Source organism: Streptomyces sp. NPDC030995, from assembly GCF_055571215.1.
Map to the genome: position 1 here is coordinate 115,633 of NZ_JBVIFS010000010.1, position 18,873 is coordinate 134,505.

At 72.2% G+C, this 18,873-nt stretch carries 11 protein-coding genes; 5 read left to right on the top strand and 6 right to left on the bottom strand.

Annotated features, from left to right (window positions below; translation table 11 throughout):
- Positions 1 to 76 precede the first annotated feature (76 nt).
- The 3 genes from fxsT to ACZ45T_RS17650 are packed head-to-tail and all read left to right on the top strand — an operon-like array spanning position 77 to position 8,281.
- Positions 77 to 5,962, top strand: coding sequence for an FxSxx-COOH system tetratricopeptide repeat protein (gene fxsT / locus ACZ45T_RS17640; protein ID WP_468442162.1), 5,886 nt, complete (start codon positions 77 to 79; stop codon positions 5,960 to 5,962).
- 4 nt (positions 5,963 to 5,966) lie between these two features.
- Entirely contained in the window at positions 5,967 to 7,250 is a 1,284-nt protein-coding gene (locus ACZ45T_RS17645; protein ID WP_468442164.1) for a CHAT domain-containing protein, read from the top strand.
- On the top strand, positions 7,247 to 8,281 hold the full coding sequence (locus tag ACZ45T_RS17650; RefSeq protein ID WP_468442166.1) for a hypothetical protein: 1,035 nt from the start codon (positions 7,247 to 7,249) through the stop codon (positions 8,279 to 8,281). The genes ACZ45T_RS17645 and ACZ45T_RS17650 overlap by 4 nt, the downstream gene beginning before the upstream one ends.
- Before the next feature lie 106 nt (positions 8,282 to 8,387).
- On the opposite strand, the gene ACZ45T_RS17655 is transcribed toward ACZ45T_RS17650, so the two are convergent.
- The 6 genes from ACZ45T_RS17655 to ACZ45T_RS17680 all read right to left on the bottom strand — a co-directional run bounded on the left by ACZ45T_RS17655 (position 8,388) and on the right by ACZ45T_RS17680 (position 15,545).
- Complete coding sequence (locus ACZ45T_RS17655; RefSeq protein ID WP_468442168.1) at positions 8,388 to 8,867, bottom strand: hypothetical protein; 480 nt, start codon at positions 8,865 to 8,867, stop codon at positions 8,388 to 8,390.
- Between the two features lie 436 nt (positions 8,868 to 9,303).
- Positions 9,304 to 11,064 carry a glycoside hydrolase family 35 protein gene (locus tag ACZ45T_RS17660; protein WP_468442170.1) on the bottom strand — a complete coding sequence of 587 codons (1,761 nt, stop codon included), beginning with the start codon at positions 11,062 to 11,064 and terminating at the stop codon, positions 9,304 to 9,306.
- Positions 11,065 to 11,106: 42 nt separating this feature from the next.
- Positions 11,107 to 11,952 (bottom strand): carbohydrate ABC transporter permease, encoded by an 846-nt coding sequence (locus ACZ45T_RS17665; protein ID WP_468442172.1) that lies wholly within the window; start codon positions 11,950 to 11,952, stop codon positions 11,107 to 11,109.
- A 14-nt stretch (positions 11,953 to 11,966) separates the two neighbouring features.
- Positions 11,967 to 12,956 carry a carbohydrate ABC transporter permease gene (locus ACZ45T_RS17670; protein ID WP_468442174.1) on the bottom strand — a complete coding sequence of 330 codons (990 nt, stop codon included), beginning with the start codon at positions 12,954 to 12,956 and terminating at the stop codon, positions 11,967 to 11,969.
- Positions 12,956 to 14,227 (bottom strand): ABC transporter substrate-binding protein, encoded by a 1,272-nt coding sequence (locus tag ACZ45T_RS17675; RefSeq protein WP_468442176.1) that lies wholly within the window; start codon positions 14,225 to 14,227, stop codon positions 12,956 to 12,958. The genes ACZ45T_RS17670 and ACZ45T_RS17675 overlap by 1 nt, the downstream gene beginning before the upstream one ends.
- A 160-nt stretch (positions 14,228 to 14,387) precedes the next feature.
- A complete protein-coding gene (locus ACZ45T_RS17680) occupies positions 14,388 to 15,545 on the bottom strand; it encodes an ROK family protein (protein WP_468442178.1) in 1,158 nt (385 codons plus the stop codon).
- Positions 15,546 to 15,720: 175 nt separating this feature from the next.
- Here ACZ45T_RS17680 and ACZ45T_RS17685 point away from each other — a divergent pair, with 175 nt between their 5' ends.
- Positions 15,721 to 17,829, top strand: a complete 2,109-nt coding sequence (locus tag ACZ45T_RS17685) for an alpha-galactosidase (RefSeq protein ID WP_468442366.1) — start codon at positions 15,721 to 15,723, stop codon at positions 17,827 to 17,829.
- Positions 17,830 to 17,969: 140 nt separating this feature from the next.
- Entirely contained in the window at positions 17,970 to 18,848 is an 879-nt protein-coding gene (locus tag ACZ45T_RS17690) for an alkaline phosphatase family protein (protein ID WP_468442180.1), read from the top strand.
- The last annotated feature ends 25 nt before the right edge of the window (positions 18,849 to 18,873 follow it).

Below are 18,873 nucleotides of genomic sequence, written 5' to 3' on the forward strand. Positions count from 1 at the left end.
GTTACCATGCCGAGGGGAGTGAGTTCGCGGAGCCCGGTGCGGCTTCGCGAACGAGCGCGGGCAACGGGGGGCCAATGTGATCACAGCTGAGCGGTTACACCAGTGGAGGGCGGCCGAACAGCCCGACTCGGACGTCCTCATGGTGCGCCGCTCGCAGGCGCCGGCCGAAGCCAACGGCAATCCCCACACGGAGCGGCGGGCCAGTGTGCCGCCCGAAGCCGTCGTCGCCGCCACCACGATCGACGCCCCGCCCGGCATGGACAACCTGCCGCTGAGCGGGACCGAGACCTTCGTGGGCCGGACCGACGACGTGGCGAGCATCCAGCGGGCCCTGCGCCTGGGTGAGGGGATCATCACCCAGCCGCAGACGCTGCACGGCCTGGGCGGTGTCGGCAAGACGTCGCTCGCCCTGCGGTACGCCCGCGAACACCGCACCGATTACACCCTCGTCTGGTGGATCGTCGCCGAGAGCCGCGAGCAGGTGGACGCCGCCCTCGCCGACCTCGCGGTCCTGCTCCACCCGAGCTGGGCCCTCGGCGCGCTGCCCGACCAGCAGACGGAATGGGCGATCCTCTGGCTCCAGTCGCACGACGGCTGGCTCCTCGTGTTCGACAACGCCGAGAGCCCCGCCGACCTCAACCCCTACCTCGGCCGGCTCCACGGCCACGGGCACCAACTCGTCACCAGCCGCCGCGCGGACGGCTGGCGGGCGGGCGCACAGGCGCTGCGCATCGACGTGCTCGCCGCGGAGCCCTCGGTGAGCCTGCTGTGCAACTTGGCCATGCCCGACAGGGAGCCGACCCCGCAGCAGATCCGTGAGGCCGACGCCCTGGCCACGGAGCTCGGCCACCTGCCCCTGGCGCTGGCACAGGCAGGCGCCTATCTGCGGCAGAACCGCATGCCCTTCGCCGCGTACCGGGCCCTCCTCTCGCAGGCACCCACCACGGTGCTGGACGCCGCCGGTCACGGACAGGACGCCGACCGGACCATCGCCCGGATCTGGCGCACGACCTTCCGGACCCTGGAGCGGACCGCCCCGCAGGCGGCCACACTGCTCCACACGCTCGCCTGGTACGCCCCCGAGGCCGTGCCGCTCGCCGCCCTCTCGGTGCCGCTGGACACGGAGGTGGAGAGCGCAAGGGCATCCACGATCCGCAGGGCCCTGCGCCTGCTCGCCGACTACAACCTGATCACGCTCACCGACCAGGACGTCACCGTCCACCGGCTCGTCCAGACCACGCTGCGCAACTCCGTCCCGCCGCCCGGCCCCGCGCGCGGCACCGGCCGCCCCTCCCTGCTGAAGACCGGCCGCGAGTGGGCGGAGGCGGCCCTCGTACGGGCGTTGCCCGAGGGACCGCGCACCGAGCGTCCGGTCCAGGCACGCTGGCAGGAAATCCTCCCGCACATCCAGGCCCTGGCCGCCGCCGCCGGCCCGGCCGGTTGGCGGCCTCGCGAGGCGACCGTCCAGCTCTACGAGCGGGCGGCGCGGGAGCTGATCGAGCGCGACCAGAAGACGCTCGCCGTCACGCTGATGGAAGCCGTGGTCGACGGCCTCACCCGGTTGCGGGGACCGGACGACCCGGCCACCCTCGACAGCCGCGACACCCTCGCCGACGTGCAGAGCACGGACGGCGACCCTCAGAAGGCGGTGCAGCTGTGCCGCGGCCTGATCGCCGACCGGGCCCGTCTGCTCGGCCTCGACGATCCCGCGACCCTCGCCACCCGGCACACCTACGCGTACGCGCTGCGGAAGGCCGGCGACCACCAAGTGGCGGTCCGTGAGTTCGAGGCGGTCGTCGCCGACCGCACGCGCGTCCTCGGCCCGGAGCACCCCGACACGCTCGACAGCCGCGACGGCCTCGCGTACGCGCGCCAGATGGCGGGCGACCACCGGCGCGCCGTCGCGGAGTACGAGGCCGTGGTCCGCGACCGTACCGCCCTGCTGGGCGCCGACGCCGCGCCGACGCTCGACAGCAAGAGCAGCCTCGCCTACGCCTGCCTGGACGCCGGCGACCACCAGCGAGCCGTCCTGCTCTACGAGGAGGCGATCGCCGACCGGGCCCGCGTCCTCGGGGCCGATCACGTGGACACCCTGACCAGCCGGGGCTGGCTCGCGCACGCCCATCGCGTGGCCAAGGACTTCTCCGCGGCGATCGCCGGTCTCGAGTCCATCGCCGCGGACCGCACCCGGCTCCTGGGCGGCGACCACCCCGACACCATCGGGACCCGCGCCGACCTCGCCTACGCACGGCAGTGCGCCGGCGACGCGGAGCGGGCGGTGCGGGAGCTGGAAGAGATCGTCGCGGACCGTGCGCGCGTCCAGGGCCCGGACCACCGCGCCACCCTCGACGACCGCGAGAAACTGGCCTCCGCGTACCGCGATCTGGGCGACCACAAGCGCGCGATCAGCATGTACACCGAGGTGGTGGCCGACCGCACCCGCATCCAGGGCGCCAGCCATCCGGCCACCCTGAAGACGCGCGACAACCTCGCCTTCGCCCACGGGGCGGCCAAGGAGTACGCGCGGGCCGTGCGGCTGCTCAAGGCCCTGGTGTCACGCCGCACGCGCACCCAGGGCCCCGACCACCCCGCCACCCTCGATGCGCGCGACAGCGTGGCCTACATGTACCGGAAGGCGGGCGACTACCCCCAGGCCATGGTGTGGTGCGAGCCGGTCGTCGCAGACCGCGTCCGGGTGCTGGGCACGGACCATCCCGACACCTTGGAAAGCCGTAACGCGCTGGCGTACATCCTGCGGCTCTCGGGACGGTTCGACGCCGCCGTGGCCGAGTTCACCGCCCTGGTGGCGGACCGCACCCGCGTCCTGGGCCCCGACCACGCGCACACCCGGAGCGCTCGGATCGGCCTCAACTACGCGCGCGACCTGGCCGGTGACACGGGCGGCGCCATCGCCGGTTTCGAGGAACTCCTCTCGGACCACACCCGGGTGCAGGGTCCCGACCACCCCGACGTACTGAACATCCGAGCGTGGCTCTCCTTCGTCTGCCGCCGCGCCGGTGACCACCGGCGGGCGGCCACGCTGGACGAGCGGCTCATCGCGGACCGGATGCGTGTCCAGGGCCCTCGGCACCCCGACGTGTTCGACGCCCGGGAGTCCCTGGCCCTGACCTGGTGCGACGAAGGAGACGCCCGCCGTGCCGCGGAACTGCTCGACGAGCTGGCCGCGGAGCGCACGGAGGTCCAGGGGGCGGACGACTCGCGCACGCTCAAGACCCTCGGCAACCTCGCCGAGGCCTACCGGAAGGCGGGAGACCACGACAAAGCCGTCACCATGTTCGAGCGGCTCGTCGAGGAATCCGCGCGGGTGCGGGGCGCCGACCACGTCGACACCTTGCTGTGTCGCAACGGGCGCGGCTTCGCCCTTCAGAGGGCGGGGCGGTACGGGGCGGCGGTGCGGGAGTACGAGGCGCTGGTCGCGGACCGTACGCGGATCCAGGGGGTGGACCACGCGGCCACACTGGTGTGCCGTTCGAATCTCGCCTACGCCTGCCGTGACGCCGGCGACCAGGCCCGCGCCGTCGCGCTGTACGAAGAGCTGGTCGACGACTGCCGCCGGGTCCACGGCGCCGACCACCCCACCACGTTCCGGGTACGGCTGGACCTGGCCCTGGCGCGCGGTGCGGCCGAAGAGCACGTGCGCGTCGCCCGGCTCCTGGAGAGCCTGCTGAGCGACCAACTCCGCGTGCGGGCCGCGGATCACACGGACACGCTCCTCACCCGGGAAGTGCTGGCCGGGGCATGGCTGGCCGCGCGACGGTACGCCGACGCCCTGCGGGAGTACGAGGCGCTGGTCGCCGACCGCACCCGGATCCAGGGCGCGGACCACGCGAGCACCCTGACCAGCCGCACGAACATCGCCTACACCCACTGGCAGGCGGATGACCCCCGCAGGGCCGTCGACGTGCTCCGGCGGCTCGTCACCGACCTGACCCGGATCCACGGGCCTCGGCACCGGCGGGTGCTCAACATCCGCAGGGACCTGGCCGGAGCCCTCAACGCGGCCGGTGACCACCAGCGGGCCGTGGAGCTGTACGGGGAGGTGCTGGCGGCCCTCGAAAGCGTGCAGGGCGCGGACCACGTCGACACCTTGCTGTGTCGCAACGGGCGCGGCTTCGCCCTCCAGGAGGCGGGGCGGTACGGCGCGGCGGTGCGGGAGATGGAGGCGCTGGTCGCGGACCGTACGCGGATCCAGGGGAGGGACCACGCGGCCACGCTGGTGAGCCGGTCGAACCTCGCCAATGCGTGCCGTGACGCCGGTGACCACGCCCGTGCGGTCGCGCTGTACCAAGCGGTGGCCGACGACTCCCACCGGGTGCACGGCCCCGACCACCCCAGCACGTTCCGGGCACGGCAGCACCTGGCCAACGCCCATCGCCAGGCCGGTGCTCACCCCCGTTGCCTGAGTCTGTACGAGGAGCTGGTCGCGGACCGCCGCAGGGTCCTCGGCGCGGACCACCCCGACACGCTCGCCACGCGGCAATGGCTCGCCTTCTCGCACCGACATGCCGGGCAGTACCCACGGGCACTCGAGCTGTACGAGGAGGTCCTCGCGGACACCGTACGGGTGCTGGGCGTGGACCACGTCGACACGCTGGCGTGCCGGGGCGGGCTGGGGATCACGCGTCGGCTGGTGGGGCAGTACGAGACGGCACTGCGGGAGTCGGAGGCGCTCGCCCTGGATCGCAGGCGGATCCAGGGCGCGGACCATCCCGACGCGTTGACGAGCCGGGCCAACCTGGCCGTCGTCTGCCGCGACGCCGGTGAACATGCCCGCGCCGTGGCGCTGTACGAGGAGCTGGCCGGCGACTGCCGACGGGTGCACGGCCCCGACCACCTCGACACCCTGGACGTCCGCAGCGCCCTCGCCCTCAGCTTCGCCGCGCTGCCCGACGGCCCCTCGGAACACGCGGTCTCCCTGTGCGAGCAGCTGGTCGACGACCACGTGCGGGCGCTCGGAGCCGATCACGAGGAGGCCCTCGCCAGCCGCGAGCGGCTCGCTTACGTTTGTCTGCTGGCGGGCGACACCAGCCGCGCGATCGCCCTGTTCGAGAGCGTCATCGCCGACCGTTCGCGAGTCCTCGGCCTCGGCCACCCCGACACACCTGAGGGCGTCGGCGCCGCCCACCAGCGGGGACGGGACGCGCTGGCGACCGTGATGGCGTGCCGGGTTCGCATGCAGGACCGCACCCACCCCACCGCCATCGACGCGCTCGCCCGGGCCTACGGAGAGGCGGGAGACTGGGAGCGGGCGGTGGCACTGTTCGCGGCGGTCGCCTCCGGGCGCGGGCAGGTCCTGGGAGAGGCGCACCCCGACACGCTGGAGAGCCGCACCGGCCTGTTCCTCGCCCGCGCCGCGGCCGGTGGCGGCGACGGCCCCGTGGCCGGTGCCCGTCTCGCGGCGGCCTGGGAGGGGGTGCTGGGACGCGACCACCCCCGGGTCCAGGAGATACGGCGGCGACTGGCCGCGTCCCACCCGTCGTGGACGGTCCGGCTGAGGCTCCTGGCCGATGAGGTGAGCGTCGGAGAGGCGGTCGGCGTCGAGGTCCGCCTGGAACGGTCCGGCGAACCGGAAGACCGGCAGGCGGAATCCGGCGAACCGGAAGACCGGGAGGCCGAATCCGGCGCGCCGGAAGTGCGGGGAACCGAGGCGTCGCCGGGACGGACGGAGCCGTCGCCGGCACAGCCGTTGCCGCTGCTGCTCCTGGTGGCCGCGACACGCTCGGCCGCGACGGTGGAGCCCGCGGTCGCCGAGTACGTCTCCGGAGGCCGGCCCGCCGTCTTCGTCTTCACGGCGTCCGAGCCGGGCGAACACCGCCTGCGACTCACCGTGTACGACCGGGACATGGGCGTCGTGCTCCAGGACGTGGAAGCCGGCATCGACGTGGCGGAGGACGCCCGTTCCCACGGCGCATCCGACGCACGTGGCCGCAGGAGGAAGTGAGCAGGTGACCAAAGAGCTCTCTGTGGACGTGATCCACAACCCTTCGCTCGATTTCACGGCGCTGCCCCCGCGGCAGCGCCGTCCCGACAGCCCGGTCCGTGCCAAGCCGCCCCTCGACCTGGTGGTGATGCTCCGCCAGCACAGCCCTGACCGGCTGCACCTGTCGGCCTTCCGTGCCGGGCAGCGCACTCCGTACTACGGAACGCCGAACGCCTACCTCAACGTCTCCGCGAACGAGCTCCTGCGGGCGGCGGCCCGGCTTCGCGGCGTCTGGAGCAGCCGGCTCGTCCACTACCAGCCGCAGGACGAGGACGGCATGCCCGTGGGGGGCCACCCCTTCAGCGACGAGGTGGACCTGTCCGTGTACGCCGAGCTCTCCCACCGCATGACGGAGGAGCTCGCCGACGAGGGGCAATACCTCCTGGAGCGCCTCCTGGAGGGAACGGACCGTCCGATGACCGAGCTGCGCGCCTTCCTCGTGGGTACGCTCGCCGGTGAGGAGGGCCTGCGCGTCTCGTTCGACTCGGACCTGCACCTGCCCTGGCCGATGCTCGCCGTCGAGCCGCCCGGGGGCGCCCCGTCCCTGCAAGGGTTCCTCGGCTACCGGCACCAGATCGAGCAGACCGGCGCGCAGGCCTTTCCCAGCACCCAGCGCGAGGTCCTGGCCCGTGCGCTCCCCGTCACCAGCCTCAACACCGACGTCACGCTCGACACCGTCGGCCGGGCGCCGGAGGTCCGCAAGCTGCTGGAGGAACGCTCCCAGCTGACGGTGCGCACCGACTCGGAGGAACTGCTGGGCGATCTCGCCGCCCCCGTCCTGCACGACGACGTCATGTACTTCTGGTGCCACGGCGCGTTCGTGGAGAACGGATCGCCCCACCCCCACCTGGCCGTCAAACTGTCCGACAGCCAGCCCATCGACGCCGATCTGGTCCTGCTCAAGCGCCGTCGGCACACGACGTCCGGCGACGCGCTCTTCCGCCCCTTCGTCCTGCTCAATGCCTGCCACACGGGCCAGACGGCTCCGGAACCCGGGATGAAACACCTCGGCGCGGCGCTGGTCAACCTGGGGGCGGACGGGGTCATCGGGCCGCAGTTCGACATACCCCAGCTCTTCGCCTCCGAGTACGCCCTGGAATTCCTGGACCGCTATCTCAGCGGGGACAGCACGGCGGGTGAGATCGCCCTGGGGCTGGTCCGCTGGTACGCCGACCGGTTCCACAACCCGCTGGGTCTGGCCTACTCGGTGTACTGCGGCATCGACAGCAGACTGGAGAAGGCACAGTGAAGCAGTCCCCGCACGTGACGCAGACCGTCGTCCACCTGGACGAGAAGGGCCGGCTGCGCCCGGCCGGAGCCTCGGCACCCGTCCGGCCCGATCGGCTGGCCGAGTACCTCGCCCGCGAGTTGCGCGTCCCGGAGCGGGCGACCGACCTGTACGTCTACGTGCACGGCTGGCAGACCCCTCCGGACACCGCTCTTCGCAGCGCGACGAAGTTGCTGCGCCAGGCCCGGGAGCTGACCGCCGCCCGACCGGACCTCTACGCCGGGCTGGCCGACGGGTACCGGCCGTGGTGCGTGGTCGTCTGCTGGCCGTCCTCCAGCCTGCCGAGCCCCGCCGGATACCGCCGCATCCGGGAACGCGCGCACGCCATGAGCACACCGGGAACCGGGCAGGCCGGCCACGTCCTGGGCCATCTGCTGGGCTACCTGGACACGCACCGGACGGATCCCACCGACCCGGCGGTGCTGCGGAACCGCAACGGGCAGTACCTGCACCTGCTCGGGCATTCCTTCGGCGGACGGTTCCTGTGCGAAGCGGTCCAATGGGCGGCCGACGCGCCGACGGCCCCCCGCGTGCTCGGCTGGGGCAACCCGGCCGACCCGCGGCGGCCGTTCACGGTGGACAGCGCCCTCGTCTTCCAGATGGCCGCGCCGCGCAACAGCTTCGACACGATGTTCCCCGCACTGTTCCCCACCGACAACCGGCCCGCCGCACCCTTGCAGGGCCCGCTCGTCCTGACCCACTCCCGCTGGGACCGCGCCACCGGTTTCTGGCACCTGAGGGCCGAGGGCGCTGCCGGAATCGGTCACTCCGGAGTGGGCACGGCCCCGGTGCCCCAGTACTCCACGCGGATGCTCACGGTCGACGAGCCGTACACACGCCGACTGCTCGACCACCGCATCGTCAACGTCGACGCCGGCTGGCGCTTCCGGGGCAGCCGGGTGAGCCGCCTGTCCCCGGCGGGCTCGCACTCCGACTTCCACCACCCCGAGTCCGCACACCTGCTCGCGAGCCTCGCAGCCCTCTCCCGCTGACGGCCTGCAGGTCCCGACGCCCGTGAAGACACGGTGCGCGGCCCGACGGTTCCCTCACCCTGCTCCGGCCGACGGGCCGGCCGGCGCAGGGTGAGTCTCTCTGGCGTTACTTCGTCGTGTAGTAGCCGGCGATGTCGGCGATGAGGTCGACCGATCCCGCGTTGTTGTAGAAGCTGACCTTTCCGTTCACGACGGGGACGACCACGAGGTTGGGGATCGTCTGCCCTGCGGTGAAGTTGAGGTTGGAGGCGCTGGTGCGGGTGGTGCCGTTGGGGTAGACGGAGACGTAGCTGCCTGCGGTGGGGTCGGTGGCCGTGACGTTGAGGACGACGGCCGTGACTCCGCTCGCGGGGATTCCGGCGGTGCCGGTGACCTGCAGGGTGACCGTTCCTGCTCCGCCCACCTTGGCCTTGGGGACACCCAGGCCTTCACGGGTGTCCATCAGCCGGGTGGGAGTGATCGGCTTGTACGTACCCAGGCCGGAGACCGCGGGCGGCGTCACCGTCAGCGTCCCGCTCGCGTACGAGGTGCCGAGCGCGTCGACGTTGATGTTCCAGATGCCGGCGGGGGCCGTGCGCAGGTCCACGGGGCGCAGTCGCCCCAGCCGAGAGCACCGGCGGTGCACGGCGCGGTGCCGTTCGGTCGACGACCTCGACCTGGACGGTCACGCCCGCGCCGCCGAGCGAGGTGAGGGCCGCGATCCGGGCGCCCTGCGGGCTCGGCAGCTCCAGGCAGTGCGTCTGCCCGGCCGCGGTGAACTGACCTGCGTACCGCCCCTCGGCGACTCCGACGCAGTCCTGAGCGACCGGCGCGGCCTGAGCGGCGCTCACCGGCAGGAGGAGTGCGGCGAGGACGGCGAGCAGGCACGTCAGTGCGGTGGACATCGGGCGTCTCGCAGACGCCGATGCCGTTGGCATGCCCCCCAGGGTGGTGTGCGACGAGTGATCGTCGCACACCAGTGCAGGGCCGGCGGAACGAGTATCCGCGATCCGCGATGACTGCCTCGCGGGGCGGCGTGTCCGTCAGTCTTCGGTGGGGCCCAGATCGGGTGCGCCCCGCAGTTCCACGGTGCGGGTGGTGGAGCCGTGCAGTTCGAGGACCGTGATCTCGTTGCGGCCGGCCTTCAGGGTCGGCGCGGGGACGTGGAGCGTGGTCTGCGGGCCCCGGGACCAGTACCGGCCGAGTGCGAAGCCGTTGATCCAGACGTGGCCCTTGGTCCAGCCGTCCAGGGAGATGAAGCCGTCGGCCGGTCGCTCGATGTCCAGGTGTCCGCGGTGGAAGGCCGGGCCGACCGGGGGAGCGGCGGGCTCGAACGCGGTGAAGGAGAGCCCGAGCCCGCCGAGATCGTCGAGCGGTAGCGGCCGGCTGTACCAGCCTTCCGGGGCCCGCCCGTTGACGGTGACCTCGCCGAGCAGCCCCTTGCGGTCGTGCACGCCGTGACCGTAGTTGACCCGGCCCTGGTTCTCCACCAGCACGGCCAGCTGCGCGCCGGACCGGGGGGCGTGGAAGGTGAGGGTGTGCTCGTGGTTCTCGCGTTCCAGGACGCCGACCGGCTGGCCGTCGACGAAGACCTGGGCGCGGTCGTGCACCCCGGCGACGCGCAGGACCGCCGGCCCGGCCGCCGCGAGCGCCGTCTCGTAGAGGACGAATCCGAAGGACTGGCCGAGCTGCTCCATGACCTGCGGGCGGACGGCGTGGACCGCGCTGCCGAGCCGCTCGCGCTGGTCCAGGAAGCCGGCGCAGGCGGAGAGCTCGGCGACGGCGGGGGCGAGCTTGGGGGCGGGGGCGGGTACCGGATCCTCGGGGACGGGCGCGTACCGGGCGATGACCTCGCGGAAGGTGGCGTACTTGGGGGTGGGGTCGCCGGCCTCGTCCAGGGGCGCGTCGTAGTCGTACGACGTGACGGTCGGGCGGTAGGTGCCCTTGTCGTTGGCGCCGTTGGTGAAGCCGAAGTTGGTCCCGCCGTGGAACATGTAGATGTTGACGGAGGCTCCGGCCGCGAGCAGCCGGTCGAGGTCCGCCGCGGCGTCGGCCGCGCTGCGGGTGACATGGGTGCCGCCCCAGCGGTCGAACCAGCCGATCCAGAACTCGCTGCACATCAGCGGCCCGGACGGCTGCCGCGTCCGCAGTTCGGCGAGCCCGGCGTCCACCCGGCTGCCGAGGTTGACGGTGCGCAGGACGCCGTCGAGGCCGCCGCGCTCGAGGTCGGAGGGCTGGTCGCAGGTGAACAGCGGTACGTCGACGCCGTGCCGGTGCAGCAGCTGCGCCAGGTCCTGCAGATAACCGGAGTCGTCGCCGTACGCGCCGTACTCGTTCTCCAACTGGACGGCGAGGACCGGGCCGCCGCGCGTGGAGAGGTGGCGCAGTACGGGCGGCAGCAGGGCGCCGAGGTAGCCGTCCACCGCCTCCAGGTAGCGCGGGTCGCGGCTGCGCAGTTCGATGTCCTCGTCGGCGAGCAGCCAGGAGGGCAGCCCGCCGCCCTCCCACTCGGCGCAGATGTACGGTCCGGGACGCAGCAGGACGTGCAGTCCTTCGGCGGCGGCGAGGTCGAGGAAGCGGGGCAGGTCGAGGCCCGCGTCCAGCCGGAACTCCCCGCGCCGGGGCGAGTGGAGGTTCCACGGGACGTAGGTCTCGACCGTGTTGAGCCCCATCAGGCGTGCCTTGCGGAGCCGATCGGCCCACTGCTCCGGGTGGACGCGGAAGTAGTGCAGTCCGCCGGAGATGATGCGGAACGGTCGGTCATCGAGACGGAAGCCGTCTCCGGCGATCTCCAGTCGTGGCATTGCCGTGGCGCTCCTTGCGGTGGGGACGGTGGGGAGGTCGGCTCAGCCCTTGAGGCCGCTGGTGGCGATGCCTTCGACGATGTAGCGCTGAGCGACCAGGAACATGACCACCAGCGGTGTGATGGTCACGACCGCTCCGGCGAACAGGCCGGGCAGGTTGATGGTCTGTGAGGTGAGGAAGGTCGACAGGGCGATCTGGGCCGTCCACGCCGACGGGTCCTGTCCGATGACCAGCGGCCACAGGAAGGAGTTCCAGCTTTCGATGAAGGCGAGCGCGCCGAGCGAGGCGAGCATCGCCCCGGACGACGGCAGTGCGATCCGGCGGTACAGGCCGAGCCAGCCGAGCCCGTCCAGGCGTCCGGCCTCCTCGATCTCGGTGGGGAACTGGAGGTAGAAGTTGCGGAAGAGCAGGACGGCGAAGGGGTTGAACAGCCCGGGTGCGATGACTCCCCACAGGGTGTTGACCCCGCCCATCGAGCCCACGACGACGAAGGTGGGCACGAACGTCACCGAGCTGGGGATCATCAGCGTGGCCACCACCAGGGCGAGCAGGACGCCGCGTCCGGGCACCGGGATCCGCGCGAGGGCGTATCCGGCGGCGGAGGCGAGGATCGTCGACACCGGCGCGGTGATCGCGGCGATCAGCAGTGAATTGCCGAGGGCCTGACCCATGTGCAGGGCGGGATCACTGAAGAGGGAGCTGAAGTTCTCCCAGTGCATCGTCGACGGCCACCACGTCCAGTGCGGCGACGTGAGGCTCCTGGTGTCCATCAGCGCGTTGCGCAGCATCAGGTAGAAGGGTGTCAGGAACACCACCATCAGCAGGCCGGCCAACACGCCGCGCGCGGACCGGCGCAGGACCTGCGGCAGCTTTCGCATGGCTGTCATGGCTGTCATGGCGCTCACTCGTCACCCTTGCCGAATCCGGTGAACCGGCCCTGGAGCAGGGTCACACCGACGATGACGGCGGTGAGGACGAAGGCTCCGGCCGATCCGAGGCCGTAGTTCTGGGCGCTCATCGCAGTGTCGTAGAGATAGACCAGCGGGGTCCGGACCGGGGCCGTCGCCGTCCCGGACAGCCCGCTGTTGAACAGGTTGTAGAACTCGTCGAACGCCTGGAACGCGGCGATGAACTGCAGCATCAGGACGGCCACCGAGGTGTTGCGCAGCATCGGCAGGGTGATCCTGCGCAGCAGGCGCAGGCCCGTGGCACCGTCGAGGGCGGCGGCCTCGTCGATCTCCTTGGGGATGCCCTGGAGACCGGCCAGGAAGAGCACCATGTAGAAGCCGACCTGGAGCCAGAGGCGGAGGGTGACGAGGGCGACCCAGTACAGCGGCGGCGAGGTGGTCTGCAGCCACGGGACGGCGGACATGCCGAACCAGCCGCCGATCGAGTTGGCGATGCCGGCCGGCAGCCCGTTGAACAGGCACATCTTCCACAGCAGGGAGGCTGCGACGTAGGAGACGGCGGCCGGGATCAGGAAGGCGGTGCGCAGCAGGGCCCGGCCGCGCCGGATCCGGTGCACCAGCAGTGCCAGCCCGAGCGATGCGGCGAAGGTCACCGGCACGATGAACACCGTGAACAGCAGGATCTGGACGAGCGACTTGCGGAACACGGCGTCGGAGAGCAGCGCCTGGTAGTTGTCGAGGCCGACCCAGTTCCCCAGGGCGATGGTGCCGCGGGCCTCACTGAGGCTGAGCAGGAAGCTCCAGCCGATGGCGACGTACTTGAAGACGCCCAGGCCGATCAGCAGGGGTCCGGCGAGCAGTGCGAACGCGCCCCAGGTCCGCCAGTCCCGGCGTGGCCGGCGGGTGGGGGCGGTGCCCCGCGGCTCGGCCGCGGGGCCCCCGGCACGCTCGTTGGGCAGCGTGGTCGCGGATACGGACTTCATCAGGCGCGCTGCTTGTCGATCTCGATCTGGGCCTGCCTGGCCGCCTCGGCCATGAGCTGGGCCGCCTCGCCCTGCCCGCTGACGACCTTTGCCGCGGCCGCGTTGAACAGGGCGCTCACGGCGGTGTTCCAGGTGCCGGGGTTCTGCCTGCCGTACTTGGCGGCCAGCTCGACGGTCTCCTTCGCGGTGCCCTGGGCGAGCTTGTCGGCGGAGGCGGCGACGGACTTGCGCGGCGGCACGTGGAAGCCGTAGCTCTCCGACCAGTCCTTCTGCAGGCCGGTCTGATGGACCCAGAGCCACTGGACGAACTTCTTGGCCGCCTCCACGTTCTTGCCCTTGGCGTTGACGCAGCTGATCCAGCCGCCGACTCGCACGGCCGGTGTGCCGCCGGCCTTGAAGGCGGGCCAGGGCAGGATGCCGAAGTCGTCGCCGAGTGCGGTCGTGATGGCGGGCATCGACCAGAGGCCGCCCCACTGCATCGGGACGAGGTTCTGGGTGAGGGCGGCGGGATCCCACCAGTCGGTGGTGAAGCCGAGCAGCAGGGACCGGTCGTCGTGCAGGCGCTTCAGACCGGCCACCGCCTCGGCGGCCTGCGCGGAGCCGAAGGCGGCCTTGCCGTCGGTGACCAGGTCGCCGCCGTTGGACCACACCGCCAGGATGGCGCTGTCGCCCAGGCCGTCGTTGCCGAGGAACAGGCCCTTGGTGTTCTTGGTGGTGAGGGCCTTGGCCGCGGCGACCAGCGCGTCGAAGGTGTCGGGCGGGGTGATGCCGGCCTTGGACAGCACGCTCTTGCGGTAGTAGAGCATCATGACGTCGTCGATCATCTTGACGCCGTAGAGCTTGCCGTCGACGGTCACCGCGTCGAGGTCGCCCTGGTTGAAGTCGGGCTTGGCGTCGCCGTAGAGGTCGTCCAGCGGGGCTATCTGGCCGCGCCGGGCCAGGGCCTCGCTGAAGTCGCCGATCTCGAAGACGTCCGGGGCGGAGTCGGTGAGCAGGGTCGCGTTGAGCTTGCTGGCGTAGTCGCCGGGCGTCCAGGTGACCTTGACCGCGATGTCCGGGTTGGCCTTGGTGAACGCGGTGGCGTAGCGGGTGAGGGCCTGCTGGGTGCCCGCCTCACCGTAGGCGTGGGACCAGACGTTCAGGGTGGTCTTCGCCCCGGCGGAGTCCCCGCCGGCCGGGTCGGTGCTGCAGCCGACCGCCGCTCCGGCGACGAACAGGACGGATCCGCCGAGGAATGCTCTGCGGCTAAGCTGGGCTCTCTGTGCGCTCATGGCGAATCCTTCAGGCTGAGGGTGTGAGGGTGCGGTTGCTGGCCGGCGTGGCCGGTGTCCGACATTCACGGCTGGCAGGCAGTGACGGACATCGGTCGCGCCGGAGGCTCTGGCTGGTGCTCGGGATCCCGGCCCGGCCCGGATCCGGTGGTGACGCCTGTCAGGGGAAAAGGGCCTGGATGCCGACGACGGCGGCGCCGCGGGCCCACTCCTCCCAGGGGAGCGGACGCAGGGTCAGCGGGCATTTCGCCGCCGCCTTGAAGCAGTGCGCCGCGTAGGCGTCCTTGATGTGCACTCCGAAGAGGTCGTACGTGTCGAGCCCTTCGCCGGTGACGACGACGCGCTCGGGCCCGAGCAGGTTGACCAGGATGGCGATGCCGGTGCCGATCGCGCGGCCGGCGCGGGCGAAGGCGTCGCGGGCGGCGGGTTCTCCGCCGCGGGCGAGCTGGACGGCCCCGTCGAAGTCGAGGTCCGGGCGGCCGGTGGCGCCGCGGACCGAGGCGAGGATGGCGCTGCTGGAGGCCGTCGCCTCCACGCAGCCGACCTGGCCGCAGTGGCAGGTCGGCCCGGCCGGGTCGATGCTGATGTGCCCCATCTCGCCGGCGACGCCGTACGAGCCCGTGAGCAGCTCGCCGTTGACGACGATCCCGGAGCCGATGCCGGCTCCGATGGTGACCAGCGCGAAGTATTCGGTGCCGATGCCCTCGCCGAACCAGTGCTCGGCGGCGGTGAGGGCCTTGACGTCGTTCTCCACGGTGACGGTCAGGCCGGTGGCCGCGGCGACGGTCTCGGCCAGCGGCACGTCGCGCCAGCCGGGGAGCTGGGAGTAGCGGACGCGCCCGCTGGGGCGGTCTACGTCACCCGAGACCGCGATGCCCAAGTGCCGGGTGCGGGTGCGGTATTCGGGTTCCGCGTCGAGCAGTTCGGCGACGAGGTCGGTCAGCAGCGCGCACACGGCGGCCGGGTCGCGGTCGGCGAGCGGTCTGCTGGCGGTGGTGCGCATCCGCGCCCGCAGGTCGCAGATCGTGCCGAAGACGGTGTCGGCACTGATCTTCACGCCGACGAAGAACTCCCGGTCGGGAGTGACGGCGAGCGGGTTGACGGGGCGTCCGGCCCCTGGAGCGGTGCGCTCCGGGGGAAGTTCGTGCAGGTAGCCGTCGTCGATGAGCGGGCGCGCGGCCTTGGTCACCGCGGTCGAGGACAGGCCCGTCCTGCGGGCCAGCTCCACTCGGCTGAGCGGGCTCTCGGCCAACAGGAGGGCGAGGATGGCGGTTTCGGCCGGAGCGGTGACCAGTGGCCGGGAGTGGTTGGGAAACACGGCGGTAACCTACCGGTAAATAAATAACTTCGTCCAGTATTGATTTTCCCGCTGGGGCGGTCTTACTCTCTGGCCCAACTCCATGCGTTTCAGGCCTGGTTCGCCATGCCCGGTCGTCCGTCCGCGCCTGGTCCTCATCCTCGCTCCCCACCCCTGGGACCACCTGTTGACTCCCGTGCTCTCGCCCGTCTCCTTCGATCCCGTCCGCGCGCTGGCCGTCCTGCGGACCCCGAACAGCGTCTACGCCGTGCGCGTCGGCGCCGACGGCAGCCCCCGGCACCTGTACTGGGGGCCGGTGCTCGACACCGACGCCCTCGCGGGCCTGCCCGCGGCCACCTCACCCGCCGCGAGCAGCTTCGCGGCAGACCCCGCTCCGGACGAGTGGGCCCCGCAGAGCGGTGCGCGGTTCGGGCCCGCAGGCCTCCAGGTACGGTTCGCCGACGGCACCCGCGGCGCCCAGTGGTCCTTCACCGGGCACACGGTCCACGGCGGCGAGCTGCGCCTGCACCTGGCCGACCGCCGCTATCCGTTGGCCGCCGAACTGTGCTACCGCGTCCGCCCCGACAGTGACGTCATCGAGCGCTGGGTGGAACTCGCCCACACCGGCGCCGACGGTTCGGGCCCGATCACCGTCGACCGGCTGGACTCGGCCGGCTGGACGGTGCCGGAACTGCCCGACTACCGCCTGAGTCATCTCGTGGGCGGCTGGAACAGCGAGTTCCAGCTGCACCGCGACCGGCTCCCGGTCGCCGAGACCGTGCTCACCAGCCGCCGCGGACTCACCAGCCACCAGGCCGGCCCCTGGCTCGCCCTCGACGACGGCACCGCCGGCGAGGAAGACGGCCAGGTCTGGAGCACCGCCCTCGCCTGGAGCGGCAGTTGGCGCATCACCGTGCACCGCGACCCGGTCGGCCGGACCACCTGGACCGGCGGCTTCGGCCACGAAGGCCTCAGCTGGACGCTCCGACCCGGCGAGATCCTGCACACCCCCGTCTTCGCCGGCCTCTACACCCCCGGGGGCTTCGGCGCCGCCAGCCGCGCCTGGCACACCCACCTGCGCAGCAACGTCCTGCCCGCCCCCGACCGTGACCGGCCCGTCGTCTACAACTCGTGGGAGGCCACCGGCTTCGACGTCGACCAACCCGGCCAGCTCCGGCTGGCCCGGCTGGCCGCCCGGCTGGGAGCCGAGCTCTTCGTCCTCGACGACGGCTGGTTCGGCGGCCGTACGAACGACCGGGCGGGCCTCGGCGACTGGACACCCCGGCCCGAGGCGTTCCCCGACGGGCTGCGCCCGCTGGCCGACGAGGTGCACCGCCTGGGCATGGCCTTCGGACTGTGGGTGGAACCGGAGATGGTCAACCGCGACAGCGACCTCTACCGCGCCCATCCCGACTGGGTCGTCCACGCGGCGACCAGGGACGCCACCGAGTTGCGCAACCAGCTCATGCTGAACTTCGCCCGCCCGGACGTCGAGGCCTGGGCCCACCGGACCCTTGACCGACTGGTGCGCGACCACGACGTCGACTGGCTCAAGTGGGACGCCAACCGGGTCGTCACCGAAGCCGGATGGGCCGGTCATCCGGACCCCGACCGGCTGTGGATCGACCACACCCGCGCCGTCTACCGGGTCATGGACCGCCTCCGCGCCGACCACCCAGGCCTCCGTATCGAGGCCTGCGCGGGCGGCGGCGGAAGGGTCGACCTCGGCGTCCTCGCCCGCACCGATCAGGCCTGGACCTCCGACAACACCGACCCCGTCGACCGGATCGGCATCCAGCACGGCTTCAGCCAGCTCTTCCCCGCCCAGACGATGGCCGCCTGGGTGACCGACAGCCCCAACGTCGCGACGGGCCGCACCACCCCTCTCCGGTTCCGCTTCCACGTCGCCATGGCCGGAGCGCTCGGCCTCGGCGGAGACCTGGCCGGCTGGTCCGAGGAGGAGCTCGACGCAGCCGCCGGGCTCGTCGCCCGGTACAAGGAGATCCGCCCCCTGGTCCAGCACGGCCGCCAGTACCGCCTGACCGGCCACCGCGGAGTGACGGCCGTGCACTACGCGTCCTCGGACGGCGCCGAACACGCCGTCCTCGCCTGGCGCCCCGCAACCCGCTTCGGCCACCAGCCCTCCGGGCTCGCCCTGCCGGCCCTGGACCCCACGGCCCGCTACCTGGACGTCGACGAGGGCACCACGCACAGCGGCGCCGTCCTGACCCGGCAGGGCATCGACCTGCGGCTGCCCGTCGGCGACTACGCCAGCCGCCTGATCCGGCTGCGCCGGACCGACTGAACTCCCGCCCCTCCCTGCTTCCCGCACCCGGCTCCGCTCTCCGCACCCGGCTCCGCTCTCCGCACCCGGGTCTGCTCCCCGCGCCCCGCACAGCTTTCCGCCCCCGGTTTCCGCACCCGACTCACGAAGGACCCGAGAACGTGGCCACACCCCGCGTCCTGGTCGTCGGCATCGACGGCGTCCGCCTCGACCTGCTGCCGCTGCTCGACACCCCCAACCTCGACGACATCGCGAACGCCGGCTTCCTCGCGCCGGTCCACATCGACGAGGACACACCCACCATGTCGGGCCCGTGCTGGGCGACCGTCCTCTGCGGTGTCGGCGTGGCCAAACACGGAGTCTGGGGCAACAACTTCACCGGAAACCGGCTCGGGGTGTTCCCCGATTTCACCACCCGCCTGGCCGCCGAGCGGGGGCTGCGGACCTTCGCGGCCGGCGGCTGGGAGCCGCTGTTCCTGGCCCGGCAGGGCGGCCCGCTCCTCGCGGCCCCGAGCAGGCTCTCGTACATCGCACCGAGGGAGGACACCCCGCAGGCCTGGGAGGAGTCCGACCAGAGCGTGACCGCCGAAGCCGTGCGGGTCCTCGGCTCCGGCGAGGACCTCGACGCCTCCTTCGTCTACCTCGGTGCCGTCGACGAGACCGCCCACTTCCTCGGCTGCGGCCCCGAGTACCGGCGGGCGATCGAGGCCGCCGACCGACGGCTCGGAGAGCTCCTCACCGCCGTACGCGGGCGTCCCGACGTCCGGTCCGAGGAGTGGACCGTCATCGCGGTGACCGACCACGGCCACCGCGACGAAGGCGGGCACGGCGGCCGGAGCACGCTGGAGCGCACCGCCTGGATCGCCGCGAGCGGCCCCGGCCTCACCCCCCTCCACCACGTCGGCCGGCCTCCGCCACGCCGATGTCGCCGCCCACGTCTACGCGGCGCTGGGCATCGCGCCCGACCCCCACTGGACGCTCGACGGACAGCCCTTCGGCTCACCTGCTCCGTCCCTCACCCGAGTGGGAAGCGAGCCTGAGCGCGGATGAGATGGCGGTGTAGGC